Consider the following 24,888-nt stretch of genomic DNA (forward strand, 5'->3'; position numbering starts at 1 on the left):
GTTGACGTCAGTTTTGGATGTCAGCTCCGGCGACGGCTATGAGGGGTCGGTCACTCCTCGTCACTACGTTCCAGGACCAGACCGACGGACCCGTCTTCCAGCCCGTTGCTGTCTTCGAGGTGCAGATGGGCTCCATCGGGAACTCCTTCGCCTGCCAGCACCAGAAGATGCCCGGCAAGCGTCCTGAGCCCCGCGGCATTCGCCTCGATGACGACCTCGGCCCCGAGGTTCCGCACCTCGATCCGGGCATCGACATCCCAGGAGAAGCGGAGCCCCGTGCCTTCTGCGGCAGCCGTGACGTGAGTGCTCTCGATCGGCGCTGAGCCGGTTCCGGAAGTCATGGAACTCATGATGCCTCTGCATGGGCAAGGCGCCGGAGACAGGGGCTCGGTCTTCATACACAAACACTGACGGAAGCCCAGGAAACGGCGGTTATCAGTCGCGCCAGGCGTCCGTGATCTCGGCACGATCGATGCCTCTCCTCGCTGCCGGAGCAGCCACATCCACACCGTGCTCCCCCAAGGTGAGATCGATGTATTCGCACAGCTGCTCCCGCTCTTCAGTGCAGTAGCCGGCGCCACCGTGGCTCGCGTCGCCGTCGACAGCATTGAGCGCGGGAACAACCTTCTCGACCGCCCCAAAGACCTCATCGTCAGGGGGCTCCAGGAGACCACGTACCTCCGCCTCGAACGCCTCCAACGCTGAATCCGTCACCCTCAGCAGGAACTGAACTCGGGGTACATCTCCGCCACGCCGACACAGTCGGGCTCCAAGATCCCGGCCTCGACATCGTGGGCCACCTCCGCCATCCGGGCATGCCAGTTCTCAGGGGGTCTGTTCGCCATGGCGAGAAGGTACGGCGAAGCGCTGAACTATTTCAGCGTTGCCGCTCCAGGGTGAGGACGGCAGCGGCGATTGACGACATTCGATTCGGACTACAGCGCGCGTGGTGGAAGATCCGCCAGGACTTCAGGCGGGCCACGCCCCGTTCGACCGGTGCCCGTGCTGCCGAGAGCGCGCGGTTGACGGTGCGCTGGGTTGGTGACAGGTCGCGGCCGGGGGGCGTCTGACCGGTGTGGTGACCCACGGTCCGGCGCCGATGTAGGCGCGGCCGGCAAGGATCGGGACGCCTTGGCGTTCGCAGAACCGGATGATCCGGTGGGTGCGGGCCGCGGTCAGGTCATGGGTCCGGCCTGGCAGGGCGGGCGAGATCCACAGCAGGCGTCCGGTCGGATCGGTGATCACCTGGACGTTCACGCCGTGGCGGCGGTGCTTGGTGGAGTAGTCTGCCCGGCCGTCGCCGAGGCGGTCGCATGCGGCGAGGGTGCCGTCGAGCAGGACGAGTCCGGGTCGGCTTCACGCAGGACTTCGAGCAGGCCAGGTGCTCGCACCGCGAGCAGGTCGACCACGGTGTGGGTGTAGGCGTGGGCGGTGCCCACCGAGATACCGAAGCCGGCGGCGATCCGCGCGAGGGTGTTGTGCTTGCGCAGGTACACCAAGGCGACCAGCGCGCTGGTGCGGTGGGAGCTTGCAGCGGCGGTCGCCCTCACGGGTGACGATGAGCATGGTGACCCACTCGACCAGCGCGTGCGGCAGGTCGAGTGCGGCAGGATGGGAAGCCAACGAGGCTCCTGTGCGGACGGGTTGAGACTTCGAACACCTCCTCCAACGGCACAGGCGCCTTGTGCGTTGCGGGTCCCGACGCCGTGAGGCAAACGGCTTGACGCACACCTTGACGCGGCGGCACTTCTTCCACCGACTGCGGGGGGTGTGTGACAGGCTCGACAGCTCATTGGATCAGGTCGGTATGTGGATGCTCGGGAGAGGTCGGGCAGACGTAGATCTGCATGTTGTCGGTGCTGCCGACTTCGACCTTGGTCGGCTGCGAGGGGTCCTGGCCACAGCAGTGACCGACGGTGTTGGCGGCGTGGGCGGCGGCCTGTTCTTCGCAAGGCGCCCAGCTGTGTCCCTCACCGCCGTCCCATTCGAAGGAGGCGATGGTCAGCAGCGGGACCATCTGTACATCACAGACGGTGCAGTATCGGGGGTTGGGATCGGTGCGGCCCCACGGAGGCCAGCCACCGACCTTCCAGCCGGGCGCGTCAGCCAGATGGATGTCATAGAAGTCCTTCGGACAGTCCGCGTAGGAGCTGTCCACGTCGGCACCGGCTGCCTGCCATCTGCTCCAGTCCTCCACCATCAGCAGCATCTGCGGGCTCAGATCGAGACTGGCGGGGTATTCGGTGATCGCTTCCGGTGCCAGCACGCACGGTTCCGGCACATAGCCCTCATAGTTCACCTCGTACGGCTCGGGCGGTGTGGCGAGGACGTCGACGACCTCGGCGGCGGATCGCCAGAACAGCGCGGTCGACGGCTTCCAATTCGGATCGTGGTCGTAGGGGCACCACAGAACCTGGAGCAGATCGTCCTGTCCGGGCGGCCGCAACAGGGGTATGTCGCGCAGATACAGCTGGGCCACGGGCAGCATGGGGACCGGGCAGTCCGCGGGCAACGGAGGGCCGGCGTCGAGGCGTTCCGCGAGCCTCGCGGCGTTCCGTTCCTTGATCGACTCCTCCTCGGGCGTTATCCCAGGACCATCGTGATCACCGTGCCACCGGGCCCGCATGCGCCTTATGAGCCGCACTTCGGCCGGCGACTGGCGGAACCCACTGTCACGGTGCAGGTGCGAGGCTTCGCAGTGCGGCCATGGCTCCTCAGCCGGCCACAGCAACGGCCCCCCGACCGAGCTCTCCCCGACCGAAGGCGATCCGGGGCGGGGGTGCAGCCTAATCGCAGGACGTGCCAACGCCGTCAGCTCGGGAAAGACCGCGGTCACGTCCACGGGCCGCGGCGGAGTAGTACGTACGAAAACCATGCTGGTGATCCTCTCACCAGCCACTGACAACCCCTGGCTGCCTCAACCGGCTTCGGTGGCATCGGTGTTTAGCTGGTCAAGCCCAACGCATGCAACCTCGGCCACAGTGACAGCAAGCCTGCCTGTGTGACAACTAGCATGCTTCGGCTCAGCCATCACTCGACCAGTGGCCACTTCGAAAAAGCTCACTGAAAACCCAATTCGGTTGTGCACTCTCGTTGATGTCAGACCGCCCTGACATCCTGCGTCGGTGAGAATGACATGGGCCGACTTCTGGGCGCTGATAGCCACCCTGGACGGCGAAGCAGCCCAAGAGAACTGCTCAGCGCCTCGCCGAGGAGCTGAGCCACCGCCCCGTCCCCGACATCATCGGCTTCGCCGAACGTCACGCCGAGGCCCTCTACCGCCTGGACCGGGAGAAGTTCGGAACCCTCCCCGTGGTCGACATGACAGACCGAGACGGCGGCCCGTTCCCACAATCGTCCGACGTGTTCCTGTACACACGCTGTGCCGTGGTGGCCGCAGGCCAAACCGTGTGGGAGGGCGTCTTCTTCGACGTCGACGAGTTCGCCCCGTATACCTCCACCGAGTACGACGGTGAGTGGCTGCTACCCGCACCGGACAAAGCGTACGAACTGGATACCGGCAAGGAGTGGGACCGCACGGCCCGCCACTGCTTCGAGAGCTACTCCAATAGAGACGGTTGGCCACACCTACGAAACCGAGGCGAGCCACCACTTGACCTGCAGGGCCAGTGGCCTCGCGGACCTGGCAAGATCGAGGGGGCGGGGCAGTGCGACGAGGGGGAGGACCGGTGGGAAGCCTGTTGCGTGTCGGGGACGTGTTTCGGTCTGCTCGAAACAGAGATCCCGCGATGGCGTTCATCGACGGTCACCCAAACATCCACCACGTCACAGCCTCGGAGAGGCTCGCTCAGATCCAGCTCAGCAAGGGCATCAACCCGATTGCCAAGATCAAGGCGCCCGGCGGGCCGCGCCGTCCGGGCATCCTGATCCGTTCCAGCCCGTGGAAGGCCGGAACGGCTGAAACGCCCTGGCACGATGTGTTCGACCTGGACAACGGTCGAATCCTCTATTTCGGCGACCATCGGGTCGACCACACGGTGCCGGTGGGCACCACACAAGGCAATGCGGTACTGCTGGAGGCACTGGAGGAACACCAGGGGCTCACTGCGGAGCAGCGCGCACCGGCCGTACCACTGCTGGTGTTCGCCGCGGTCTAGCGCAACAAGACGCCCAAGGGATACGTCGAGTTCTGCGGTGTGGCGGTGATCGACCACGCCGAGCAGATCGAGCAGCAGGCGAGGGGAATCCCCTTCCCGAACTATCGATACGAACTGTCCGTCCTGGATCTGAACGCAGAGGGCGATCGGGTCGACTGGGCTTGGATCGAGGCTCGGGGCAACCCTGAGCTCTCGACCGCGAACGCGCTCAAGCTCGCTCCCCATTCCTGGCGCCAGTGGGTGGAGCAGGGGCATGCCGCGACGCCCGAGGTTCGGCGTCGGGCCGTTCGCCCTCCCAGGGACAGGGAACCGGTCCGGCAGTCGCCCGAGAGCGGCCGGGAACTCCCGCCGCCGCTTCCCGCGCCACGCGAACCGGGCGTCTCTGGTTCGGCCTCCCGCACACCGACCGAATCGTCCGCCGAGCTCATGGTGAGCGTGCTCATGGACAGATTGAGGAACCTCCGGGTCCACAAGAGGAACGGTCGGCAGAGCAGGCACAAACCGTTGGCTCTGCTGTGGGGCATCTCCCGAGTGGCCACGGGCAGGCCTCATCTCGCACCTTGGCGAGAGTTCCGTGAGGAAGTGGGCGGTCTGTTGGCCGAGTTCGGCCTTCCCGAATCCTCCGTCACCCCCGAGTACCCGTTCGTGCACCTGCAGACGAGCCGACTGTGGGATGTCCACGGCCTCCCACCCGAGCTGGACGCCGTGGCCCACGCCGCAGCGTTCGACAGGCTCAACCCCGAAGGGGGAGTGACCGAGCAGGTCGCGCGGCTGCTGGGGGACCCCTTCGTCCGGTCCCAGGCGGTGGCTGTCCTGCGGGAGACCTACCTGGCAGACATAGATCAGCACGCCCTGCTGGAGCGGCTGGGCCTGGCCGGCTACGAAAGCGCCGGCGGCATCGAGGACTCCACAGAGGATCACGCGAGGAAAACGGTTCCTGCCGCACGCCGCACGGTCACTTCCTCCCGCGTCATCCGCGACACCGTCCTGACGGCCAGGGTGAAGAAGCTGCACGGCGACCGCTGTCAGGTGTGCGCCCTCCAGCTGTCGACCCGCTTCGGCACCTACAGCGAGGCGGCCCACATCCGTGGCCTCGGCCGCCCTCACAACGGCCCCGACGAACAGACCAACCTGCTCGTCCTGTGCCCGAATCACCACGTCCAGTTCGACACCCTGGCGATCTACATCGACACCGAAGGAACCGTTCGCTCGACCGCGAACAACAGCTCCATGGGCCCGCTCCGGACACACCCCGCCCACCCGCTCGACGAAGCGCACCTTCGCTACCACCGAGCGCTCTGCGGCAGGGACACGACCGCCCATGCCACCCAAGGCAAGACCTCCTGAGTGGAACCAGACGGCTGCCGCACGTCAGAAGGCGCGCACGGCATCCGTCATCGAGCACGAAGCCGTGAGCCACACGAACCGGCGCCCCAGAATCAGATACGGACGTCGAAGGCCCCCAGCCAAGATCGGCTGGGGGCCTTCGTCACCGGTGGGCGCGGACGGTTTCGAACCGCCGACATCTGCTTTGTAAGAGCAGCGCTCTACCCCTGAGCTACGCACCCGTGGAAGAGGCAACAGCCTACATGGCCGGTGGGTGGGTGTCGCAAACCGATGGGGCGGGGGGTAGCCCCACCCCGGGGACGGTGGGTCGCCGGATCGTGACCGGGGGTGTGCGGGGCGTAGCTTCGGGGGGTCGTCGTGTTTCTCCTGGGGGTTGGTCGTGGGTCGTCGGGGTCGGGTGCTGGTCGTCTGCGGTGGGGTTCTCGTCGGACTGCTCGGGGTCGGCGGGTGCGGGTCCGCCGACGCCGAGGGGGCGCCGGTGGAGCGGAGGAGCTTCGGCCTGGAGGGGAGCGCACTCACCGTCGACTCCGACCATTCACGGCTGGTGATCACGCCCGCCGACATCGACGAGGTGCGGGTCGAGCGGCAGGTCGACGGGTGGGTGTTCATGGGGTCCGGGCCCGAGGCCGACTGGAAGCTGGTCGACGGGCGGCTGACGCTGCGGGTCGAGTGCGACGCGGTCGCCTCGAACTGCGCGGCCGTGCACCGGATCCAGGTGCCCCGGAAGGTCTCCGTCGCCGTCGAGAGCGACAACGGGGACGTGACGGCCGAGGGGCTCGCCACGCCCCTGAAGGTGCGGACCGACAACGGGGACGTGCGGGTGCGGAAGGCCGGCGCGGCGCTCGATCTCGGCAGCGACAACGGGGACGTCGTCGTCGACGCCGGCACCACGTCGGCCGACCTGACCGTACGGACCGACAACGGCGACGTCCGGCTCGCCCTCGGAGCCGTACCCCGGAACGTCGAGATCGCCACCGACAACGGCGACGTCACCGCGGAGCTGCCGGAGGCCGAGTACGCCGTGGCCGGGAGCAGTGCGAACGGGGACGTGCGGATCGGCGTCCCCCGGCGGGACGGGAGCGGGAACGCGGTGCGCGTGCGGAGCGAGAACGGGGACGTCACCGTTCGTACGGTGAACTGACCGGCCCGTGTGTTCGTCCCCACCGGGTGGGAGAATGGTCCCGGACCGGGCACGGCGGACACAGCACGGGGAGAGGTACGTGGCGGCGAGCGATACGAGGAGCGCGTCGGCGCCCGGGATTCCTTCCGCGTTCCGGCTGGCGCTCCTGTTGCCCCTGGTGGCGGGAGCGATGCTGCCCGGGGCCTTCGCCGGGGGCGGCACCCGCCGCTGGTTCGGCGGGCGGGGCGAGGGGCAGCGGGCCGAGGCGCAGGCCGCGAAGGACGCCGCCGCGGCCGCGTTCTACGAGCTCGACACCGCCCAGCGCGGACTGCGCATCTCGATAGAGACCATCACGGCCGTCGACAGCTCCCCCGAGGCGCGCGACGCCGTCGCCGGCTTCGAGGCGCTCGGGCGCCGCATCGACCAGGTCAGCCACGTGTACATCACCGCCGTCGACGCCCACGACCTCGACCGCGACGAGCTGGACGCCGCCACCGCCTCCCGGGCCCGCACCGAGCTGACCCGCGCCAAGGACGAGCTCGACCGGGTGAAGGGCGAGCTCGACCGGTTCGAGGCCGGGCTCGCCCCGCTCCTCGGGCGCGCCGAGACCCAGCTCGCCCGGCTCGCGCCCGCCGTCGAGCGCGCCCGGCAGGCCCTGCGCGGCGCGAGCGACGCCCTCGACGCCGTGCGGGAGGGCGGGCTGCGCGCCGACGACCTCGCGCTGCGGCTCGCCCGGCTCGGGCCCGAGCTGACCCGGCTCAACGAGGGCGCGGGCCGGCACGGCGTCCCCGAGACCCTCCAGCGGGCCGACCGGGTGCTGCGGGACGCCGAGGCCGTACGGGCGGAGGCCGAGCGGCTGCCCGAGCGCGCCGCCGAGATCGACCGGCGGCTCGTCTCCCTCCGTACCCGCACCGAGGCGCTGACCACCCGCACCGGGGGCGTCGAGCCCGTCCTCTCCGAGCTGCGGCGGCGGTTCTCCCTCGACTGCTGGCAGGACCTCCAGCACGTGCCCGAGCAGGCCGCGGCGAGTCTCGCGCAGGCCGGGGAGCGGCTCGGCGAGGCCGGGAAGGCGCGGGCCGAGCAGCGCTGGCCCGACGCGACCTCGCTGCTCTCCACCGTCCGCGCCCTGCTCGACTCGACCGACGAGGCCGTCTCGGCCGCCGGGGACCGGCTGCGCCGTCTGGAGGCCGTCGCCAAGGACCCGGACGCCGAGGTCGACCGCGCCCGGTTCGCCGTACGGGACGCCCAGCGGCTCGCCATGGACGGGCGGACCACCCCCGACCCGCGGCACGCCGCGCCCCTCGACCAGGCCGTCGCGCGCATCGACCGGGCGGTCGCCTCCCTGGAGGGCCGCCACCCCGACTACTGGCACTTCCTGACCGAGCTGGGGGAGGTCCGCGCCACCGCCGCCCGGGTCGTCGGGCAGATCCGGGAGGAGCGGGGAGGCGGCGCCGGTCACTGACCGGTCCGGGCCGGCGGGGCGACCGGTGGGGCAGCCTCTAACCTGTCCCCATGCCTCGTTACGAATACCGCTGCCGCACCTGCGGCGACACCTTCGAGCTCAGTCGGCCCATGGCCGAGTCCTCCGACCCGGCCGCCTGCCCCGCCGGGCACGGCGACACCGTGAAGCTGCTCTCGGCCGTGGCCGTCGGCGGAAGCGGCGCCGCCGCCCCCGCGCAGAGTGGCGGTGGCGGCGGCGGTTGCTGTGGTGGGGGCTGCTGCGGCTGATCCTCCCGGAGGGGAGTTCAGCCCGCTGCCGCCGCCCTGAAGCGGCGCAGGATCTCCTCCCCCGCCGCGACCCCCCGCTCCGCGAGGACGTCGAGGTGGGGGGCGGTCCAGTCGCTGTCGGCCAGTTCGCCGTGGCCCGGGCGCCAGGCCCGGTCCGCGGCGAGCAGCAGGTCGGCGTCGAGCAGGGAGTCCCCGGCGGCCAGGGTGAGCCCGGCGCCGGTGCGGCGGGCGAGTTCGCGGACGGCCGCGCCCTTGGTGAGCGGCTTCGGCACCGCGTACACCTTGCGGCCCTGGAGGGAGACGGTCCAGCCGCGCTCCCCCGCCCAGTGGCCGAAGAGCTCCAGCCAGCCCTCGGGGAGCAGGTCCCGCTCGATGACCAGGTAGGTGAACAGGTCCTCGGCGACCCGGTGCTTGCGCACCCAGGTCTGGTCCGTGGTGGCGGAGAGGTACGCGCGGACCTCGGCGAGCGGGGCGCACTCGCCGGCCAGCCGGTCCAGGACGGAGGCGTGCCAGTCCCGGTCGGAGACGCCGTCGACGAGGATGTGCCCGCCGTTGGCGCAGATCGCGTACTTCGGCGCGGTGCCGGGGAGTCGGATGCGCTGGTACTGCCTGCGCGTCCGCGTCGTGGTGGGCACGAAGACCGTCTCGTCGGAGAGCCGGGCCAGGAGGGCGGCCGCGTCCTCGGTCATGTAGGAGAGCGGCCTGGACTCGTGGACCTCGACGCAGAGCAGCCGGGGCGCGAGCGCGTCGGGCATGCCGAGGGCGAGGGCCGCGGACGAGTAGATGAGGGTGCGGTCGAGGTCGCTGGCGACCAGGACCGGGGCCGAGGTCCGGACCGGGGCCGGGGGCACGGCCTGGACCTGCGCCTCGGCCGGGGCCCGCACCGGGGCCGGGGCCGGGGGCCGTGCAGGGGCCGGGGGCTGGACCGGGTGCGTGCCCGCCGTCGTGCTCACCGGGACACCACCGCCTTGCCGTCGGCGCCCGTCGCACCCCTGGTGTACTCGGGGTGGATCAGGCCCACGCAGCTGTACGGGAGGTCGTCGACCTCCTCGACCGGGACGCCGCGCTGCTCGGCGAGGAGGCGCACGTGCGCGAGGTCCGCGCCGGCGCCCCGCTTGGCGAGGATCTTCCAGGGGACGCGGCGGAGCAGGACGCGGGTGGTCTCGCCGACGCCCGGCTTGACCAGGTTGACGTCGTGGATGCCGTACTCCTCGCTGATCCGCTCCACGGCGGCCCAGCCCTCCCAGGTGGGGGCGCGGTCGGCGGTCAGGAGCTCCTTGACGTCCGTGTCGACGGTCGCGGCGACCTCCTCGAAGCGGGCGGCGACGGCGTCCAGGAAGGTCCCGGAGACGTCGGAGCCGGCCAGCTCTCGGTAGAACTTGGCGCCGTGGAAGTCGTCCGGCCCGACCAGGTCGGGGCGGAGCACGGTCCGGGAGATCAGGCCGGAGACCGTGGAGTTGAGGCAGGCGGAGGGGATGAGGAAGTCCTCGCGCGTGCCGTAGGTGCGGACGCAGGAGCCGGGGTCGGCGAGGACCGCGATGTCCGGGTCGAAGCCGTCGAAGTCCTTCAGGGCCTCCGCGAGTTCGCGGGTGATGGCGCCCTTGCCGGTCCAGCCGTCGACGAAGACGACGTCGGCGGGGTCGTGGTGGGCGGCGAGCCAGCGCAGCGCGTTGGCGTCGATGCCCCGGCCGCGCACGATCGAGACGGCGTAGTGCGGGAGGTCGAGGCCGTGGCGGGCCCGCGCCCAGCGGCGCATGAGGACGCCGACGGGGGTGCCGGCGCGGGCGAGCGAGACGAGGACGGGGGTGCCGGGGCGCTCGGCGAGGACGGTCTCGGTGACGGTGCCGACCGCGCGGGCGATCCGGGCGGCGGAGCCCTCCAGGGCGGCGTGGAAGAGCTCCTGGTAGCGCTCGCTGGGCTGGTACTCGACGGGCAGCGACTCCGCGTAGTGGGCGCCGCCGCTCTGGATCGCCTCCTCGCGCTCCTCGGTGGGGGCTTCGAGTTCGACGTCCGAGAGGTCCTGGAGCAGCCAGCCGACCTCTTCGGGTGCGTAGGAGGAGAAGGCGGGGCCGCGGAGGGGCTCGGGCAGCATGGAGCTCCTTTCGGGAGCTTCGGTGGCGTCGGGAACTTCGGTGACGGTGTCGTCGGCGGTGGCTTCGTCGGCTCCGCCGTTCTCGACGGTTCGCGTGGTCCCGGCGGTTCCGGGGGCGTGCGGGGCGGTCCCGGGCGCGCAGGAGGGCACGTACGAGGGGACGACCGCGAGCACCACGTGCGGCACGTGCTCCGCGAGGCGGGCCAGGAGGCCGCCCGGGGCGTGCAGGGCGGGGGTGTCGGCGGCGGAGTCGACGACGAGGACGACGGCGTCGAAGCCCCCGCCCGCCACGTTGTACGCGTAGCGCTCGCCGGGGCCGTCGGCCGGGTCGTCGTGGGCGGGGAAGACGAGCCGGGTGCGGATCGCGTAGCCGGGGTCGTCCACGGCGAGGACGGGCGAGCGGGTGGTGGTGGAGTAGCGGACGTCGTGCCCGGCCTCCTCCAGGGCGGTGCCGAGGCGCAGCGGGGCGTACATCAGCTCCTCGAAACCGAGGACGAGAACGCGGCCGCGGCCGGTGCCGGGACGGCTCCGCAGCGCCTCCCCCACCCCGGCCGCCAGGGACGGCAGGGCCGCCTCCAGGCGGTCGCGGTGGGCCGGGGTGAAGCCGTGGCGGCCGCCGTCGGGCAGGTCCCGGGGCCAGTCGAGGGTAGCCCGTACGAAGGCGGAGGCCAGGGGGACGGTCTCCGGCTCCCGTGTCGCCCCGTGGCGCGCCTCGTGCTCCGCCACGAGGGCCCGGCCCTTCTCCAGGACCCCTTCCGGGAGGCGTACGGTGCCGGCCGCGCGGGCGACCAGGTCGACGCGGGCGCCGATCTCCTCCGCGAAGGCGGCCAGGCGGTCGCGGTCGGCGGCCGCGCGCATGTCCACGAGGGCGACGACGACGTACCGCTCGCGCGGGTGGCGTTCGTGCAGGTCACGGATGGTGTTGAGGACGGTGTTGCCGGTGGAGAACTCGTCGTCCACCAGGACCAGGGGGCCTTCGCCGGCGAGGAGCTTCGGGTCCTCGGGGAGCAGCAGGTGCGAGGTGGCGTGGGAGTGGGACTCCTCGAAGCCGCCCGCGCGGGCGACGCCGGGCACCGGGCGCCGGGTGGAGTGGAGGTACGGGGCGAGGGCGAGGCCGTCGGCGACGGCGTGGCCCAGGGCGGTGGCGGTCTCCGCGTAGCCGAGGACGACGGCGCGGGCGGCCTCCTCGTCGCCGAGCAGCGCCCGTACGCGCCGGCCGAGGTCGAGCCCCGCGCCGTACACCACCGAGGGGCGCTGCGGCACGTGCTTGCCGAGCACGCCGGAGACGAGCAGGTGCGCGCGCTTGGGGTTGCGGCGCAGTGCGAGGCCCAACAGGCCGGGCAGCTCCTCGTCGCCGATCAGTTCGACGCCCAGTCGCTCCGCGACCCACGTTCCGGTCCACACCACGTCGTCGACGTCCCTTCGTCAGCCGGTCAGCCCGGCGGTGAGCAGCTCCACGAAGCCGACGTCCTCCTTGGCGACGCCGAAGACCTCGGCGCGCAGCAGGATGCGTTCGGCCCACGCGCGGTGCGGCTTCACTTCGTTCATCTTGTTCGTGTACGCGGAGCGGAGCACCCCGCCGCCGCCCCGTTCGGGCCGCAGGATGTCCTGGGCGTCGCTCCACTCCTCGTGGCTGACCACGGAGAGCGCGTGCACCGGCAGCACGTGGGTGGGGTGGATGCAGGTCTTGCCGAGCAGGCCGTTGGCGCGGTCGAGTTCGATCTCGCGCAGCAGGCCGTCGAGGTCGTGCTCGATGAGGGCGGTGCGCAGGTCCTCGGCGCGGCCCTCCAGGAAGGGGCTGCGGCGCAGCTGGGGCTTGAACATGCGCTCGCCGGGCCGGAAGTACTCCCAGACGGGTCCGGTGATGGTGAAGCCGGTGCCGTCGGCGCGGCCGAGGACGTTGACGACGTCGGAGATGACGTGGGCGACGACCTTGACGTCGTACGCGGTCATCTCGGGCGAGCGGCGGAGCCCGTAGGCGGAGCAGAAGTCGGTGACGCCGAGGCGCAGGGCGAGGACGTGGTCGCGGTACTTGTCGGTGATCGAGGCGATGCCGGCGAGGGTCTCGACCCGGGTCTCCAGGTGGAGGAGCTCGGGGGACTCCAGGACGGGCATGGCGAAGAGGCGCCTGCCGCTCGTCCGCTCGGCCTCGACGAGCGCTTCGAGGAAGGCGCGGCCGCGGTTCTCGGTGAATTTGGGCAGTACGAATCCGGACAGCAGGTGAATCGTTTCGCCGAGGCGGTCGACCAGGTCGGTGATCTGCTCCGGCTCCCGGACCCGGATGAAGAGCAGGGGCACGTCCGTCCCGTGGGCCGCGAGCTCCGCGAACTCCCGGACGAGGTTGTCCTCGCCGGCCTCGACGTCGGCGTCGCTGATGGAGTCCTCCAGGCAGAGCACCATGGAGACCACGCCGCGGGCGGCCTGCTTGCGCACGGCGGCGGCGAGCCGGGGCCGGGTGCCCGGGCTGTAGAGGGTGGCGCCCAGGGCCGCGGCGAGGGTGCGGGCGGGCGATTCGGCCGTGAACTCGGCCGGTTCCCGGTGGAAGAGTCCGGCCCGCTTCACGGACGGGATGTGCCCGAAATGACGCATATAAGTATCCCGTCTGCCTCTCTGTGCCCCGACGACACGTGGCCGGTAATAGTACGTAGGTGCGGGTGTCCCCGGTTCCCCCAGCGTATGAAATCCAGGTAACCCCCACGCGTCCGCCGGTCTCGTCCCGGTCTCGGTGCGGCCCCCGCGTTGTCCGCGGGTCGGCCGGGAGGGCAGGATTGCGGTCATGACGCACGCGATGCTGAAGGGCTCCAACGTCCCTCTCGACACCGCGGCCGTACGGGCCGTGCTCCGCTGGACCCCGGGCCCCGGGGTCCCCGACGTGGACGCCTCGGCCCTGCTGCTCGGGCCCTCCGGGCGCGTGCGGTCCGACGAGGACTTCGTCTTCTACAACCAGCCGCGCCACCCCTCGGGGCTCGTGCGGCGGCTGCCGAAGAAGCGGGACGCCGCAGGCCTGACGGACACCGTCGAGGCCGACCTCGGCCACCTCGACGCCTCGGTCGACCGGGTGGTGGTCGCCGCCTCCTCCGACGGCGGCACCTTCCGCTCCGTCTCCGACCTGCGGATCCTGCTGTACGACGCCACCGGGCCCGAGCGCGAGCCGCTGGCCCTCTTCGAGGTGACGGCGGAGACCGGCGAGGAGACGGCCGTCATCTGCGGCGAGCTGTACCGGCGCGGGGACGGCTGGAAGTTCCGCGCGGTGGGGCAGGGCTATCCGACGGGCCTCGTCGGCCTCGCCACCGACTTCGGCATCTCGGTCGACGAGGACGCCCAGGAAGACGCCCAAGAGGGCAGGGACGGCCTTCCCGGGGGGCCGGAGACCCCCCGGACCCCGGACGGCGTCCACACCGGCTCCCCGGCCCACGGCACGCCCGCCGCCGGCTCCCCCGACCCGGACGCGACCGCCGTGGTCCACCCGCCCGTGCCGCCGCAGCCCGCGGTGCCGCCCCGGCCGGACCGGGCGCCCGCCTACGGCTACCCGCAGCGGTCCGTGAACGTCCCGGCCCCCGCGTACGGCTATCCGCAGCCGGTGGGCGCCCCCGAGCAGCACCCGTCCCCGGACTTCCGGATGCCCCCGATGGGTCCCCAGTTCGTCACGCCCTGAAGCGGCCCGGGCGGGCACGGCGCCCGCCCGTCACGTCTTGGTCTTGTAGCCGCGGCCCCACTGCAGGCCCCAGCCGTACAGGCGGTCCAGCTCCCCCTGGAAGCCGTACACGAACCGCGCCTCGCGCCGGACCGTCAGGTCGCCCTTGACGTTCTCCAGGGAGAAGACCGCGCAGGAGCGGGCCTGCGGGGCGCGCTCGTCGAGGTCGATCTCGATCCGGGGCCCGTTGCTCGGGTAGAGCGTGACCTTGGCGTGGGTGCGGTCGAAAGCCGGCGTCTGGTCGTAGATGTAGACGAAGAACAGCAGCCGCCTGATCGCGTCCCGGTGGTCCAGATTGACGAAGATCGTCTCCCCGGAGGAGCCTCCGAAGCGGTCGTCCCCGCTCAGCTTCACGTACGGGGCGGCGTTCAGGTCGCCGAAGAAGTTGCCCAGCGGCTGCACCACGCCCTTGGAACCGTCGGCCAGCTCGTAGAGGCAGCCCAGGTCGAGGTCGACGTTGACCATGCCCTGGGTGTGGGCCTGGACGACCTCGGGCTTGAAGAACTGGGCGGGGTTGCGCAGCAGCCGGCCGCTCTGACGGGAGCGGCCCTCGATGTCGGAGGTCCGCATCCGCCAGGAGAGGTTCACCCGGAGGTTGCCGGTGGCGGCCCCCTGTTTGGTGAGCGAGACGGACGGGCGCCGTTTCGTCAGGTCGATCGCGTTCGACACGGAGTTGCCCGAGTCGAACTGGGCCGCCCTCCCCGCGAACAGGTTGTCCCAGAAGGCCATGCCGCCCCCACCCCCACCACTCGTCCGTGTCCGCACATGCCCGCGGGGCGGCCGGGTGCTCCGGCCGCCCCGCAGTGAAGCGTTCCTCGTTGCCGGGGGTGTCACACCCCCGAGGTCACCTCTGTCTTGTCCCCCGAGGAGCCGCCCCCGGCCGCCGCGAGCGCCTTGTTGCGGCGGACGGACGACCAGAAGGACAGGGCGATCAGGACGACGCCGATGGAACCGGTGATGAGCTCGCTGATCTCGTGCTGGACGGTGACGAGCAGGATGACGGCGAGCGCGCCGATCGCGTAGTGCGCGCCGTGCTCCAGGTAGACGTAGTCGTCCAGGGTGCCCTCGCGGACCAGGTAGACCGTGAGCGAACGGACGTACATCGCGCCGATGCCGAGGCCGAGCGCCATCCAGAAGATGTGGTTGGTGATGGCGAAGGCGCCGATGACGCCGTCGAAGGAGAACGAGGCGTCGAGGACTTCCAGGTACAGGAACAGGAAGAACGCGGCCTTGCCGGCGAGGCCGACCGCCGAGACGGGCTTGCCCTCGGCCTTGGCCTTCTCCTCCTCCTCGTGCTCGCGCTCCTCCTCTTCCTCCAGCTTGTTCTCGAAGAAGCCGGAGAGGCCGCCGACGATGAGGTAGGTGATCAGGCCGGCGACGCCGGAGAGCAGCACGGTCGTGGACTTGTCCACGTGGCCGGCGCTGGTGTGCGCGTGCGTCGCGAAGGTCATCGCCGTGACGAGCAGGGCGATGAGCGCGACGCAGACCGACAGCATGTCGACCTTGCCGAGCTTGGCCAGCGGGCGCTCCAGCCAGGCGAGCCACTTGTGGTCGCGGTCCTCGAAGATGAAGTCGAGGAAGATCATCAGCAGGAACATGCCGCCGAAGGCGGCGATCGCCGGGTGGGCGTCCGTGACCAGGGCCTCGTACCGCTCGGGCTCGTCCAGGGCCAGCTGGACGGCTTCGATGGGACCGACCTTGGCACTGATGGCGACGATCGCGACGGGGAAGACCAGCCGCATGCCGAAGACCGCGATCAGGATGCCGATGGTGAGGAAGATCTTCTGCCAGAAGGCGTTCATCTTCTTCAGGATTCCGGCGTTGACGACCGCGTTGTCGAAGGACAGCGAGATCTCGAGGATCGACAGGATCAGAACGACCCCGAACGCCTCCCACCCCCACTGCCAAGCGGCGAAGGCCAGGCCGAGCGCCGTGACGGCGAACGACCAGCCGAAGGTTTTCAGAACCACTGTCTACCCCATCGTGAAATTACATGGCTTTACGAAACGTTGACCCCGAAGTCTAGAGCGATGCCCCTCAGCCCGGACGCGTACCCCTGACCCACCGCCCTGAACTTCCATTCGCCGTTGTAGCGGTAGAGCTCGCCGAAGATCATCGCGGTCTCGGTGGAGGCGTCCTCGGAGAGGTCGTAGCGGGCGAGCTCCTGACCGTCCGTCTGGTTCACGACCCGGATGAAGGCGTTGCTGACCTGGCCGAAGCTCTGACCGCGGTTGTCGGCGTCGTGGATCGAGACCGGGAAGACGATCTTGTCGCAGTGGGCCGGCACCTTGGTGAGGTCCACGACGAGGGACTCGTCGTCCCCGTCACCCTCGCCGGTGAGGTTGTCACCGGTGTGTTCGACGGATCCCTCGGGGCTGCGGAGCTGGTTGTAGAAGACGAAGTACTCGTCGCCGAGCACCCGGCCGGCCTGGCAGAGCAGGGCGCTGGCGTCGAGGTCGAAGGGGGCTCCGGTGGTGGAGCGCGCGTCCCAGCCGAGCCCGACGAGGACCTGGGTGAGGTTGGGTGCGGCCTTGGAGAGGGAGACGTTGCCTCCCTTGGCGAGCGTGACGCCCATGGTTCTGTTCCTCCCCGGTGGATGATGAGGCACGTCCGGCGCCGCACTTCCGAGTGCGGCGCCGGACGGTTCGTGCGGTTCGGCTCAGACGTTGACGCCGAAGTCCTGCGCGATGCCGCGCAGGCCCGAGGCGTAGCCCTGGCCGACGGCGCGGAACTTCCACTCCGCGCCGTGGCGGTACAGCTCGCCGAAGACCATGGCGGTCTCGGTCGAGGCGTCCTCGGAGAGGTCGTACCGGGCGATCTCGGCGCCTCCGGCCTGGTTCACGACGCGGATGAACGCGTTGCGCACCTGGCCGAAGGACTGCTGGCGGTTCTCGGCGTCGTAGATCGAGACCGGGAAGACGATCTTGGCCACGTCGGCCGGCACGCCCGCCAGGTTGACCTTGACCTGCTCGTCGTCGCCCTCGCCCTCGCCGGTGAGGTTGTCACCGGTGTGCTCGACGGAGCCGTCGGCGCTCTTCAGGTTGTTGAAGAAGACGAAGTCCTGGTCGTTGCGGACCTTGCCCTCCTCGCTCACCAGGATGGCGCTGGCGTCGAGGTCGAAGTCCGTACCGGTGGTGGTGCGGACGTCCCAGCCCAGACCGACGGTCACGGCGGTGAGGCCAGGGGCCTCCTTGGTCAGCGAGACGTTGCCGCCCTTGCTGAGGCTGACTCCCACGAGTCCCTCCATAGGTTTCCAGGGGCAGCGCCCCCAGTCGTGCGTTGGCATCGGATCAACGTCTGGATCCTAGTGACGGGTTCCCGGTCGAAACAGTCGATTCGCCCGGTGAATCCGAGGGTGTCGGCCCCGGCGCTCCCCCGGAACCCTCCCCGGAGACCTTCCCGGGACCCCGCCGGGGCCTTCCGGAACCCGGCCGGGGCCTTCCGGAACCCCGCCCGGACCCCTCAGAGGGCTTCCAGCGCCTTCACGTAGTCGGCGGCGTCACGGGCGTCCGGCAGGGCGTTGACGACGCTCCAGCGGACGAACCCGGTCCTGTCGACGACGAAGGTGCCGCGCACCGCGCAGCCCTTCTCCTCGTCGAAGACGCCGTAGGCGCGGGAGACCTCGCCGTGCGGCCAGAAGTCGGAGAGCAGCGGGAACTCCAGGTCCTCCTGGTCGCCGAAGACGCGCAGGGTGGGCACGGAGTCGGCGGAGACGGCGAGCAGCTGGGTGCCGTCGTTGACGAAGGCCGGGAGGTGGGCGCGGAGCTCGCGCAGTTCGCCGGTGCAGACGCCGGTGAAGGCGAAGGGGTAGAAGAAGAGCAGAACGTTCTTCTCGCCGCGGAAGCCGGAGAGCCGCACGGCGCGCCCGTGGTTGTCCCTGAGCTCGAAATCCGGGGCCTCGGTGCCGACCTCGATCGCCATCGCGTGCGCGTCCCTCTCGACGGGGCCCGGCCCCGGGACGACGGAACCCGGGCCCTGGGCCGAAACGGTGAACCCCACCCTACGCCCGCCCTCGGAGGCCCTTGCCCGGGAGCCCGTGGCCGTGCGCGGAGGCGCGCCCCGTACGACGCGGAGGCCCCCGCCGGACCGGTCCGGCGGAGGCCTCCGCGTGGGTGGTTCAGCGCTTCGGGGTCGCCAGGCGGGTGCCCGCCCAGTCCTTGGCGACGACGATGCTCTTGGTCTGGGAGAGACCAGCGGTCTGCGCGGCATCGTTGATGTCGCTCGGCTCGATGTAGCCGTCGCGGCCGGTCTTCGGCGTCAGCAGCCAGATCACGCCGCCGTCCTCCAGAAGACTGATGGCGTCCACCAGTGCGTCGGTGAGATCGCCGTCCTCGTCGCGGAACCACAGGACGACGCCGTCGGCGACGTCGTCGTAGTCCTCGTCCACGAGATCGGCCCCGATGATGGACTCGATGCCTTCACGGAGATCCTGGTCGACGTCGTCGTCGTAGCCGATCTCCTGGACCACCTGTCCGGGCTCGAACCCCAGCCTCGACGCCGGGTTGGTCCGCTCCTCCGCGTGGTCCGCGGTCGCGCTCACGGCTTGCCTCCTGCTCATTCGGAAAATGCTGTGGGCCGCGCGTGTGCGCGCGGCGCTGGCCGTAGTCCACACGTGCCGGGGCGGATCGCGCAAGTACCCGGCCCCGGAGACCGCCGAAACGGTGACGTTTGGGGCCGTCTCGCCGCAACTTCCGGCACCGTGGGACCCCCTCCGTCATCGGGTGCGGACGGTTCGTCCTCTTTCGAGGACTTCTGCGTCTTCAGTCTGCCGAACGCCCGGACGAAACGCATGCGCGGGTTGGGCGTAAGGTTGCGATTTGACCAGACCCTGGCACCCGGAGGGCGCCCTCGGGGGTTACCCCTCGGTAAAGATGACGTCCGGTGTCGGCGGGGTACACGATGGAGATCCCGACCATGCCGTGGCCCCGTGACCACCCCGAACAGCGAAGGAAGAGCGTGGCTCCCGGATCCGATCGCAACCCGATCATCATTGGCGGCCTTCCCAGCCAGGTCCCGGACTTCGATCCGGAAGAGACCCAGGAATGGCTCGACTCCCTCGACGCTGCCGTCGACGAGCGGGGCCGGGCGCGCGCCCGCTACCTCATGCTCCGCCTGATCGAGCGCGCCCGCGAGAAGCGCGTGGCCGTGCCCGAGATGCGCAGCTCGGACTACGTCAACACCATCGCCACCAAGGACGAGCCCTTCTTCCCCGGCAACGAGGAGATCGAGCGCAAGGTCCTCAACGCCACCCGGTGGAACGCGGCCGTGATGGTCTCGCGCGCCCAGCGCCCGGGCATCGGCGTCGGCGGCCACATCGCCACCTTCGCCTCCTCGGCCTCCCTCTACGACGTCGGCTTCAACCACTTCTTCCGCGGCAAGGACGAGGGCGACGGCGGCGACCAGATCTTCTTCCAGGGCCACGCCTCCCCCGGCATCTACGCCCGCGCGTACCTGCTGGACCGGCTGAACGAGGCCCAGCTCGACGGCTTCCGCCAGGAGAGGTCGAAGTTCCCGAACGGCCTCTCCTCCTATCCGCACCCGCGGCTGATGCCGGACTTCTGGGAGTTCCCGACGGTGTCGATGGGCCTCGGCCCGCTCGGCGCGATCTACCAGGCCCGGATGAACCGCTACATGGAGGCGCGCGGCATCGCCGACACCTCCAAGTCGCACGTGTGGGCGTTCCTCGGCGACGGCGAGATGGACGAGGTGGAGTCCCTCGGCCAGCTGTCCATCGCGGCCCGCGAGGGCCTGGACAACCTCACCTTCGTCGTCAACTGCAACCTCCAGCGGCTCGACGGCCCGGTGCGCGGCAACGGCAAGATCATCCAGGAGCTGGAGTCGATCTTCCGGGGCAACGGCTGGAACGTCATCAAGCTGATCTGGGACCGCTCCTGGGACCCGCTGCTCGCGCAGGACCGGGACGGCATCCTGGTCAACAAGCTGAACACCACCCCGGACGGGCAGTTCCAGACGTACGCCACGGAGACCGGCGGCTACATCCGGGACCACTTCTTCGGCGACGACCACCGGCTGCGGGCCATGGTCGAGGGCATGTCGGACCAGCAGGTCCTGCACCTGGGCCGCGGAGGCCACGACCACCGGAAGATCTACGCGGCCTACGCGGCGGCGAAGGCCCACGCCGGCCAGCCGACCGTGATCCTCGCGCAGACCGTCAAGGGCTGGACGCTGGGCCCGAACTTCGAGGGCCGCAACGCGACCCACCAGATGAAGAAGCTGACGGTCGACGACCTCAAGCGCTTCCGCGACCGGCTGCACATCCCGATCACGGACAAGCAGCTGGAGGAGGGCCTGCCCCCGTACTACCACCCGGGCCGGGACTCCGAGGAGATCCAGTACATGCACGACCGCCGCAAGGCGCTCGGCGGGTACGTGCCGACCCGGGTCGTGCGGGCGAAGCCGCTGGAGCTCCCCGACGACAAGGCCTACGCGGCGGCCAGGAAGGGCTCGGGCCAGCAGTCGATCGCCACCACCATGGCGTTCGTCCGCATCCTGAAGGACCTCATGCGGGACAAGGAGATCGGCAAGCGCTTCGTGCTGATCGCCCCCGACGAGTACCGCACCTTCGGCATGGACGCGTTCTTCCCGAGCGCCAAGATCTACAACCCGCTGGGCCAGCAGTACGAGGCGGTGGACCGCGAACTCCTCCTCGCCTACAAGGAGTCGCCGACCGGCCAGATGCTGCACGACGGCATCTCCGAGGCCGGCTGCACGGCCTCGCTGATCGCCGCCGGCTCCGCGTACGCCACGCACGGCGAGCCGCTGATCCCGGTGTACGTCTTCTACTCGATGTTCGGCTTCCAGCGGACCGGCGACCAGTTCTGGCAGATGGCCGACCAGCTGGCGCGCGGCTTCGTCCTCGGTGCCACCGCCGGTCGCACGACGCTGACCGGCGAGGGCCTCCAGCACGCGGACGGACACTCCCACCTCCTCGCTTCCACCAACCCGGCCTGCATCGCCTACGACCCGGCGTTCGGCTTCGAGATCGCGCACATCGTCAAGGACGGCCTGCGCCGGATGTACGGCCCCGAGGCCGAGGACGTCTTCTACTACCTGACCGTCTACAACGAGCCGATCCAGCACCCGGCCGAGCCGGAGGACGTGGACGTGGAGGGCATCCTCCAGGGCATCCACCGCTTCAGGCCGGCCGAGTCGGGCGCGATCCCGGCGCAGATCCTGGCCTCCGGCGTCGGCGTGCCGTGGGCGATCGAGGCCCAGCGGATCCTCGCCGAGGAGTGGAACGTGCGGGCCGACGTCTGGTCCGCCACCTCCTGGACCGAGCTGCGCCGCGAGGCCGTGGCCGTCGAGGAGCACAACCTGCTCCACCCGGACGAGGAGCAGCGCGTCCCGTACGTGACGCGCAAGCTCCAGGGCGCCGAGGGCCCGTTCGTGGCGGTCTCGGACTGGATGCGCGCGGTGCCGGACCAGATCTCCCGCTGGGTCCCCGGCACGTACACCTCGCTGGGCGCGGACGGCTTCGGCTTCGCGGACACGCGCGGCGCGGCCCGGCGCTACTTCCACATCGACGCCCAGTCGATCGTGCTCGCGGTCCTCACCGAGCTGGCCCGGGAGGGCAAGGTCGAGCGGTCGGCCCTGAAGCAGGCCGTGGACCGCTACCAGCTGCTCGACGTGGCGGCGGCGGACCCGGGCGCGGCGGGCGGCGACGCGTGAGCCGTACCCCGTGAGGGGGGCCGAGGGGCGGTGGGACCGGTGGTTCCGCCGCCCCTCGGCGCTTTCCGGGCCCCCGTCCCGCCGCTTCCCGCCGCTCCTACCGCTCCCAGATCTTGAACGCTCTGATCTGGTGGGGCGACTGCGGCACCCAGGTCCCCTTCCCCGGATAGGTCTCGAATTCGCCCGTCTCCCCGCACTCGGCGGACTGGTAGGTGGTGACCGGCCGCCCGGTGCGGTTCGCGAGGGACTGGGCCGGGGCGCCGGCCGGCAGGACGACGCAGCTGTCGACGTCGGTCGTGGCCAGCTCGTGCGTCTGGACCCTGCCCTTGAAGTCGGGCTTGGGCCAGAGGCAGAGCTGCCCGGGGCCGCAGGCACCGAGCTTCGGCCCCGAGGCGGCGGGTGCGGCCGTGGCCGGCAGGGCGGTGAGGAGCAGGACCGCCAGGACGGCGGTCGTCAGAAGTCGCTTCGTATACAGGTCGCGCATGGCACTGAACCCCCGGTTTCGTCACTCTCTGTGATCAGAACTCTGCCGGAGGTCACCCCCCGTTGAGAAGAGGGCCAAAGCTTCTTCACCCGAACGGGCGACGGCCCCTTCCGGACCGGATCCGGAAGGGGCCGTCGGGAGAAGGCGGACGCGCAGGTCAGATGTGGGCGCCGCCCATGCCCGCCTCCGCGTTCTCGCCGCGCTTGGTCAGCAGCGCGACGCCCGCCGCGACGACCGCGACGACACCGGCGACGGTGAAGGCCAGGCCCATGCCCTGGAGGAAGGTGTCGTGGATGACGCCGCCGATGACCTGGGCGAGGTCGGGGGTCATCCCCGGCGCCTTGGCCAGCTCCGGCGGGACCATGCCGAACTCGGCGGCCTGCTCCAGCTGCGGGTTGGGCGGGGCCGGGATGCCGGCCGCCTTCCAGTTGTCCTCGAAGACGCCGGAGACCTTGGAGGACATGACGGCGCCGAGGACCGCCGTGCCGAGCGCGCCGCCGACCTGCATGGCGGCCTGCTGCAGACCGCCGGCCACGCCGGAGAGTTCGAGCGGCGCGTTGCCGACGATGACCTCGGTGGCGCCGACCATGACCGGGGCGAGGCCCAGGCCGAGGAGGGCGAACCAGAGGGACATGGTGAGGGTGCCGGTGCCGGCGGAGAGCGTGATCATGCCGAACATCGCGGCGGCCGTGCAGACCATGCCGCCGACCAGCGGCACGCGCGGGCCGAACTTGGTGATCAGCGCGCCGGCCAGCGGCGAGGAGACGATCATCATGGCGGTCAGCGGCAGCAGGTGCAGACCGCTGTCGACCGGGCTGAGCCCCTTCACGCCCTGGAGGTAGAAGGTCACGAAGAACAGGCCGCCCATGAAGGCGAAGGCCATCAGGACCATCAGGACCACACCGGCCGAGAGAGGCACGGAGCGGAACATGCCCAGCGGGACGAGCGGCTCCTCGACCTTGGTCTCCCAGACGGCGAAGAGCACGAAGAGGAGCACCGCGCCGAGCAGGCAGCCCCACGTCTTGCCGCCGCCCCAGCCCCAGGACTCGCCGGCCTTGATGAGGCCCCAGACCAGGGTGCCCATGGCGCCGGAGAGCAGCAGGATGCCGGGGATGTCGAAGGAGCGCGGCGCGTTCTCCGCACGGTGGTCCTTCAGGATCACCAGGCCGAGGACGAGCGCGAGGACGCCGACCGGCACGTTGATGAAGAAGACGGACTGCCAGCTGACGTGCTCGACGAGCAGGCCGCCGACGATCGGGCCGCCGGCCGTCGAGGCGCCGATGACCATGCCCCAGATGCCGATGGCCATGTTCAGCTTCTCGGCGGGGAAGGTGGCGCGCAGCAGGCCGAGCGCGGCCGGCATCAGCAGGGCGCCGAAGAGGCCCTGGAGGATGCGGAAGGCGATCACGGCCGCGATGGAGTCGGAGAGGCCGATCGCGCCGGAGGCGGCGGCGAAGCCGGCGATGCCGATGAGGAAGGTCTGGCGGTGGCCGAAGCGGTCACCGAGCTTGCCGGCGGTGATCAGGGCGACGGCGAGCGCGAGCAGGTAGCCGTTGGTGATCCACTGCACCTGGGCGAGCGAGGCGTCGAGGTCGGCCTTGATGGCGGGGTTGGCGATCGCGACGATCGTGCCGTCGAGCGCGACCATCATCACGCCGACGGCAACGGCGAAAAGGGTCAGCCAGGGATGGCCGCGCAGTCCCTTCGCCGGACCCGGTACGGGTCCCGGGGTGCCCCCCTGGCCCTGCGGGGCCTTTTCCACGGTGGTCTGACTAGTCATACGGCGAGGCTAGTGACAGTCGCTGACAATTGACAAAGCGATTCATGCGTCGGTAACTGTCACGTAGCTCACAGGTACCCTGAGCTGGAAGAAAACCCCGCAAAGCGCCTGTGGCGCCGGAGAAGAGGACCCCGAGGTGACCTTGCCCGGTCTGCGCGAGCGGAAGAAGCAGCGAACGCGCAACGCGCTGATCCGGGTGGCCCTGGAACTCTTCACCGCCCGCGGGTACGAGGGGACCACGGTCGACGAGATCGTCGAGGCCGTCGAGGTCTCCCAGCGCACCTTCTTCCGCTACTTCTCCTCCAAGGAGGAGGTCGCCTTCGCCGTCCAGCAGATGGTGGAGGAGCGCTTCGTCCGTTCCCTCGGGCAGCGGCCCCCCGCCGAGGGCCCCCTCGACGCGATGCGCAACGCCGTCCTCTCCTCCTGGGACACCATCGGCGAGGCCATCACCGCGGTCGTCCCGGTCGGGCTGTACCTGCGCACCTTCCAGCTGATCGAGTCGACGCCCGCGCTGCTCGCCGTCCACCTGCGCCGCTCCACCGAGATGGAGGAGACGATCGCCCGGATCATCGCCGAGCGCGAGGGCGTCGACGTGGACGCGGACCCGCGGCCCCGGATCGCGGTGGCCGCGTTCAGCGGGGTGATGCGGGTGACCGGACAGATGTGGGGGCGGGGGGAGGACCAGAGCCTGGAGGCCATCCGCGCGCTCACCGAGGAGTACCTCGACCACCTCGCCCCGGCGCTGGCCCCGCACTGGCGGGACCGGCGGGCCCTTCCGGACGCTCCCTAGGGCCGGTACGGACGACTCCCAGGGCCCGTGCGGGAACCCCACAGGG

23 protein-coding genes, 1 tRNA gene and 2 pseudogenes are annotated in these 24,888 nt (G+C 70.6%); 9 read left to right on the forward strand and 17 right to left on the reverse strand.

Translation table 11 applies throughout. The features are described 5' to 3' along the window. Positions 1–50: 50 nt before the first annotated feature. The 5 genes and pseudogenes from OO47_RS34850 to OO47_RS10375 all read right to left on the reverse strand — a co-directional run bounded on the left by OO47_RS34850 (position 51) and on the right by OO47_RS10375 (position 2,875). On the reverse strand, positions 51–341 hold the full coding sequence (locus OO47_RS34850) for an Imm32 family immunity protein (RefSeq protein WP_078489573.1): 291 nt from the start codon (positions 339–341) through the stop codon (positions 51–53). A gap of 94 nt (positions 342–435) precedes the next feature. After that, entirely contained in the window at positions 436–699 is a 264-nt protein-coding gene (locus OO47_RS33310; RefSeq protein WP_234323121.1) for a hypothetical protein, read from the reverse strand. A gap of 178 nt (positions 700–877) precedes the next feature. Continuing rightward, positions 878–1,338: pseudogene (locus OO47_RS38735) on the reverse strand (transposase family protein). Continuing rightward, positions 1,254–1,496: a helix-turn-helix domain-containing protein gene (locus OO47_RS38740; RefSeq protein WP_407696292.1), complete on the reverse strand. Its 243-nt coding sequence runs from the start codon at positions 1,494–1,496 to the stop codon at positions 1,254–1,256. The pseudogene OO47_RS38735 and the gene OO47_RS38740 overlap by 85 nt, the downstream one beginning before the upstream one ends. 293 nt (positions 1,497–1,789) lie before the next feature. Continuing rightward, on the reverse strand, positions 1,790–2,875 hold the full coding sequence (locus tag OO47_RS10375; RefSeq protein ID WP_030210724.1) for a hypothetical protein: 1,086 nt from the start codon (positions 2,873–2,875) through the stop codon (positions 1,790–1,792). Positions 2,876–3,216: 341 nt separating this feature from the next. On the opposite strand from OO47_RS10375, the gene OO47_RS37710 reads away from it, so the two are divergent. The 3 genes and pseudogenes from OO47_RS37710 (at position 3,217) to OO47_RS34865 (ending at position 5,465) form a co-directional block, all read left to right on the forward strand. Further along, complete coding sequence (locus OO47_RS37710; RefSeq protein ID WP_234323126.1) at positions 3,217–3,888, forward strand: DUF4240 domain-containing protein; 672 nt, start codon at positions 3,217–3,219, stop codon at positions 3,886–3,888. Continuing rightward, positions 3,813–4,358: pseudogene (locus OO47_RS37715) on the forward strand (restriction endonuclease); the annotation flags it as partial. The gene OO47_RS37710 and the pseudogene OO47_RS37715, both read left to right, overlap by 76 nt. 201 nt (positions 4,359–4,559) lie before the next feature. Next, on the forward strand, positions 4,560–5,465 hold the full coding sequence (locus OO47_RS34865; RefSeq protein WP_078489574.1) for an HNH endonuclease: 906 nt from the start codon (positions 4,560–4,562) through the stop codon (positions 5,463–5,465). 149 nt (positions 5,466–5,614) lie between these two features. On the opposite strand, the gene OO47_RS10390 is transcribed toward OO47_RS34865, so the two are convergent. Further along, a tRNA-Val gene (locus tag OO47_RS10390) sits at positions 5,615–5,686 on the reverse strand. Between the two features lie 257 nt (positions 5,687–5,943). Here OO47_RS10390 and OO47_RS10395 point away from each other — a divergent pair. From OO47_RS10395 to OO47_RS34870, 3 genes are read left to right on the forward strand one after another with little or no spacing between them, the layout of a single operon-like run. After that, positions 5,944–6,606, forward strand: coding sequence for a DUF4097 family beta strand repeat-containing protein (locus OO47_RS10395; protein WP_234323122.1), 663 nt, complete (start codon positions 5,944–5,946; stop codon positions 6,604–6,606). 34 nt (positions 6,607–6,640) lie between these two features. Next, complete coding sequence (locus OO47_RS10400) at positions 6,641–8,047, forward strand: hypothetical protein (protein ID WP_167345326.1); 1,407 nt, start codon at positions 6,641–6,643, stop codon at positions 8,045–8,047. A 50-nt stretch (positions 8,048–8,097) separates the two neighbouring features. Beyond that, complete coding sequence (locus OO47_RS34870; RefSeq protein WP_033208689.1) at positions 8,098–8,313, forward strand: FmdB family zinc ribbon protein; 216 nt, start codon at positions 8,098–8,100, stop codon at positions 8,311–8,313. Positions 8,314–8,330: 17 nt separating this feature from the next. Here OO47_RS34870 and OO47_RS10410 read toward each other — a convergent pair whose 3' ends face one another. From OO47_RS10410 to OO47_RS10420, 3 genes are all read right to left on the reverse strand, one after another. Next, positions 8,331–9,164 (reverse strand): HAD family hydrolase, encoded by an 834-nt coding sequence (locus OO47_RS10410; RefSeq protein ID WP_030210735.1) that lies wholly within the window; start codon positions 9,162–9,164, stop codon positions 8,331–8,333. Positions 9,165–9,262: 98 nt separating this feature from the next. Beyond that, entirely contained in the window at positions 9,263–11,812 is a 2,550-nt protein-coding gene (locus tag OO47_RS10415) for a phosphoribosyltransferase (protein ID WP_030210738.1), read from the reverse strand. Between the two features lie 18 nt (positions 11,813–11,830). Further along, positions 11,831–12,994 (reverse strand): HpcH/HpaI aldolase/citrate lyase family protein, encoded by a 1,164-nt coding sequence (locus OO47_RS10420; protein WP_030210740.1) that lies wholly within the window; start codon positions 12,992–12,994, stop codon positions 11,831–11,833. 187 nt (positions 12,995–13,181) lie between these two features. On the opposite strand from OO47_RS10420, the gene OO47_RS10425 reads away from it, so the two are divergent. Further along, a complete protein-coding gene (locus tag OO47_RS10425) occupies positions 13,182–14,060 on the forward strand; it encodes a TerD family protein (protein WP_030210749.1) in 879 nt (292 codons plus the stop codon). A 30-nt stretch (positions 14,061–14,090) separates the two neighbouring features. Here OO47_RS10425 and OO47_RS10430 read toward each other — a convergent pair whose 3' ends face one another. From OO47_RS10430 to OO47_RS10455, 6 genes are all read right to left on the reverse strand, one after another. Beyond that, positions 14,091–14,828 carry a TerD family protein gene (locus OO47_RS10430; protein ID WP_030210752.1) on the reverse strand — a complete coding sequence of 246 codons (738 nt, stop codon included), beginning with the start codon at positions 14,826–14,828 and terminating at the stop codon, positions 14,091–14,093. A 101-nt stretch (positions 14,829–14,929) separates the two neighbouring features. Further along, the gene (locus tag OO47_RS10435) at positions 14,930–16,069 is read right to left on the reverse strand and encodes a DUF475 domain-containing protein (RefSeq protein WP_030210757.1); all 1,140 of its coding nucleotides are present in this window, start codon (positions 16,067–16,069) and stop codon (positions 14,930–14,932) included. Positions 16,070–16,098: 29 nt separating this feature from the next. Continuing rightward, positions 16,099–16,674 (reverse strand): TerD family protein, encoded by a 576-nt coding sequence (locus tag OO47_RS10440; protein WP_030210759.1) that lies wholly within the window; start codon positions 16,672–16,674, stop codon positions 16,099–16,101. A gap of 84 nt (positions 16,675–16,758) precedes the next feature. Further along, positions 16,759–17,334, reverse strand: a complete 576-nt coding sequence (locus OO47_RS10445) for a TerD family protein (RefSeq protein ID WP_030210761.1) — start codon at positions 17,332–17,334, stop codon at positions 16,759–16,761. Positions 17,335–17,561: 227 nt separating this feature from the next. Continuing rightward, the gene (locus OO47_RS10450; protein ID WP_030210764.1) at positions 17,562–18,020 is read right to left on the reverse strand and encodes a peroxiredoxin; all 459 of its coding nucleotides are present in this window, start codon (positions 18,018–18,020) and stop codon (positions 17,562–17,564) included. 196 nt (positions 18,021–18,216) lie between these two features. After that, positions 18,217–18,639, reverse strand: coding sequence for a DUF3052 domain-containing protein (locus OO47_RS10455; RefSeq protein WP_030210767.1), 423 nt, complete (start codon positions 18,637–18,639; stop codon positions 18,217–18,219). A 416-nt stretch (positions 18,640–19,055) separates the two neighbouring features. Between OO47_RS10455 and aceE the strand changes: the two genes are divergently transcribed. After that, positions 19,056–21,788, forward strand: a complete 2,733-nt coding sequence (aceE, locus tag OO47_RS10460; RefSeq protein WP_030210775.1) for a pyruvate dehydrogenase (acetyl-transferring), homodimeric type — start codon at positions 19,056–19,058, stop codon at positions 21,786–21,788. A 97-nt stretch (positions 21,789–21,885) separates the two neighbouring features. On the opposite strand, the gene OO47_RS10465 is transcribed toward aceE, so the two are convergent. After that, complete coding sequence (locus tag OO47_RS10465) at positions 21,886–22,272, reverse strand: peptidase inhibitor family I36 protein (protein ID WP_030210778.1); 387 nt, start codon at positions 22,270–22,272, stop codon at positions 21,886–21,888. Positions 22,273–22,429: 157 nt separating this feature from the next. After that, positions 22,430–23,923: an MFS transporter gene (locus OO47_RS10470; protein WP_407696294.1), complete on the reverse strand. Its 1,494-nt coding sequence runs from the start codon at positions 23,921–23,923 to the stop codon at positions 22,430–22,432. Between the two features lie 265 nt (positions 23,924–24,188). Between OO47_RS10470 and OO47_RS10475 the strand changes: the two genes are divergently transcribed. Next, a complete protein-coding gene (locus tag OO47_RS10475) occupies positions 24,189–24,842 on the forward strand; it encodes a TetR/AcrR family transcriptional regulator (protein WP_030210783.1) in 654 nt (217 codons plus the stop codon). Positions 24,843–24,888: the final 46 nt, after the last annotated feature.

Origin of the sequence: Streptomyces bikiniensis, assembly GCF_000716625.1 — a bacterium.
Lineage (GTDB): Bacteria > Actinomycetota > Actinomycetes > Streptomycetales > Streptomycetaceae > Streptomyces > Streptomyces bikiniensis.

Bases quoted from the DNA above. Each gene is read 5' to 3' on its own strand.
- OO47_RS34850 (WP_078489573.1), bottom strand. From the start codon at position 341: ATGACTTCCGGAACCGGCTCAGCGCCGATCGAGAGCACTCACGTCACG.
- OO47_RS10375 (WP_030210724.1), bottom strand. From the start codon at position 2,875: ATGGTTTTCGTACGTACTACTCCGCCGCGGCCCGTGGACGTGACCGCG.
- OO47_RS34865 (WP_078489574.1), top strand. From the start codon at position 4,560: ATGGACAGATTGAGGAACCTCCGGGTCCACAAGAGGAACGGTCGGCAG.
- OO47_RS10400 (WP_167345326.1), top strand. From the start codon at position 6,641: ATGGTCCCGGACCGGGCACGGCGGACACAGCACGGGGAGAGGTACGTG.
- OO47_RS34870 (WP_033208689.1), top strand. From the start codon at position 8,098: ATGCCTCGTTACGAATACCGCTGCCGCACCTGCGGCGACACCTTCGAG.
- OO47_RS10420 (WP_030210740.1), bottom strand. From the start codon at position 12,994: ATGCGTCATTTCGGGCACATCCCGTCCGTGAAGCGGGCCGGACTCTTC.
- OO47_RS10425 (WP_030210749.1), top strand. From the start codon at position 13,182: ATGACGCACGCGATGCTGAAGGGCTCCAACGTCCCTCTCGACACCGCG.
- OO47_RS10430 (WP_030210752.1), bottom strand. From the start codon at position 14,828: ATGGCCTTCTGGGACAACCTGTTCGCGGGGAGGGCGGCCCAGTTCGAC.
- OO47_RS10440 (WP_030210759.1), bottom strand. From the start codon at position 16,674: ATGGGCGTCACGCTCGCCAAGGGAGGCAACGTCTCCCTCTCCAAGGCC.
- OO47_RS10450 (WP_030210764.1), bottom strand. From the start codon at position 18,020: ATGGCGATCGAGGTCGGCACCGAGGCCCCGGATTTCGAGCTCAGGGAC.
- OO47_RS10465 (WP_030210778.1), bottom strand. From the start codon at position 22,272: ATGCGCGACCTGTATACGAAGCGACTTCTGACGACCGCCGTCCTGGCG.
- OO47_RS10470 (WP_407696294.1), bottom strand. From the start codon at position 23,923: ATGATGGTCGCGCTCGACGGCACGATCGTCGCGATCGCCAACCCCGCC.